The 2,150-nt window shown below is 69.0% G+C and carries 1 pseudogene; it reads left to right on the forward strand.

What is annotated here, in order from left to right:
- Window positions 1-2,150 (forward strand): annotated as a pseudogene (locus CCN29_RS33325) (aconitate hydratase); the annotation flags it as partial.

Below are 2,150 nucleotides of genomic sequence, written 5' to 3' on the forward strand. Positions count from 1 at the left end.
ATGCAGGACTTCACCGGCGTGCCCTGTGTCGTCGACCTCGCCACGATGCGTGAGGCCGTGAAGGAGCTCGGCGGCGACCCGGCCAAGATCAACCCGCTGGCCCCGGCCGAGCTGGTCATCGACCACTCCGTCATCGCCGACAAGTTCGGCACCAACGACGCCTTCAAGCAGAACGTCGACCTGGAGTACGGCCGCAACAAGGAGCGCTACCAGTTCCTGCGCTGGGGCCAGACCGCGTTCGACGAGTTCAAGGTCGTCCCGCCCGGCACCGGCATCGTCCACCAGGTGAACATCGAGCACCTGGCCCGCGTCGTGATGACCCGCGACGGCAAGGCGTACCCCGACACGCTGGTCGGCACCGACTCGCACACCACGATGGTCAACGGCCTCGGCNNGGCGGCATCGAGGCCGAGGCGGCCATGCTCGGCCAGCCGGTCTCCATGCTGATCCCGCGCGTCGTCGGCTTCAAGCTCACCGGTGAGCTCCAGCCCGGCACCACCGCCACCGACCTCGTGCTCACCATCACCGAGATGCTGCGCAAGCACGGCGTCGTCGGCAAGTTCGTCGAGTTCTACGGTGAGGGCGTGGCCGCGACCTCCCTGGCCAACCGCGCCACCATCGGCAACATGTCGCCGGAGTTCGGCTCCACCGCCGCGATCTTCCCCGTAGACGACGAGACGCTGAGCTACCTGCGTCTGACCGGCCGCAGCGAGCAGCAGGTCGCGCTCGTCGAGGCGTACGCCAAGGAGCAGGGCCTCTGGCTGGACCCGAAGGCCGAGCCGGACTTCTCCGAGAAGNNCCGGCCTCCGACGCCCCGGCCATCTCCAACGGCGCCCCGTCGCACCCGGTCGAGGTGACCGCCCCCGACGGCACCACCTACACCCTGGACCACGGCGCGGTGACGGTCGCGGCCATCACCTCCTGCACCAACACCTCCAACCCGTACGTCATGGTCGCCGCCGCGCTGGTGGCCAAGAAGGCGGTGGAGAAGGGCCTGACCCGCAAGCCGTGGGTCAAGACCACCCTCGCCCCGGGCTCCAAGGTCGTCACCGACTACTTCGAGAAGGCGGGCCTGACCCCGTACCTCGACAAGGTCGGCTTCAACCTGGTCGGTTACGGCTGCACCACCTGCATCGGCAACTCCGGCCCGCTGCCGGAGGAGGTCTCCAAGGCCGTCAACGAGCACGACCTCGCCGTCACCTCGGTGCTGTCCGGCAACCGCAACTTCGAGGGCCGGATCAACCCCGACGTCAAGATGAACTACCTGGCGTCCCCGCCGCTGGTCGTCGCCTACGCGATCGCCGGTTCCATGAAGGTGGACATCACCCGCGAGGCCCTCGGCTACGACCAGGACAACAACCCGGTCTTCCTGAAGGACATCTGGCCCTCCGAGGCCGAGGTCAACGACGTCGTGGCGAACGCCATCGGCGAGGACATGTTCTCCAAGTCCTACGCCGACGTCTTCGCCGGCGACGCCCAGTGGCAGGCGCTGCCCGTGCCGACCGGCGACACCTTCGAGTGGGACAGCGAGTCCACCTACGTCCGCAAGCCCCCGTACTTCGAGGGCATGCAGATGGAGCCGGCCCCGGTCGAGGACATCACCGGCGCCCGCGTGCTGGCCAAGCTGGGCGACTCGGTCACCACCGACCACATCTCCCCGGCCGGCGCCATCAAGGCCGACACCCCGGCCGGCCAGTACCTCACGGAGCACGGCATCGAGCGCCGCGACTTCAACAGCTACGGCTCCCGCCGCGGCAACCACGAGGTCATGATCCGCGGTACGTTCGCCAACATCCGCCTGCGCAACCAGATCGCGCCGGGCACCGAGGGCGGCTACACGCGTGACTTCACGCGGGAGGGCGGCCCGGTCTCCTTCATCTACGACGCCTCGCAGAACTACCAGGCCGCCGGCGTCCCGCTCGTCGTCCTGGCCGGCAAGGAGTACGGCTCCGGCTCGTCCCGCGACTGGGCGGCCAAGGGCACCGCGCTCCTCGGCGTCAAGGCCGTCATCGCCGAGTCGTACGAGCGCATCCACCGCTCGAACCTCATCGGCATGGGCGTCCTGCCGCTCCAGTTCCCCGAGGGCCACACCGCCGAGTCCCTCGGCCTGACCGGCGAGGAGACCTTCTCCGTCTCCGGCGTCACCGCGC

The organism is Streptomyces pseudogriseolus, from assembly GCA_002154585.1.
GTDB classification, from domain to species: domain Bacteria; phylum Actinomycetota; class Actinomycetes; order Streptomycetales; family Streptomycetaceae; genus Streptomyces; species Streptomyces pseudogriseolus.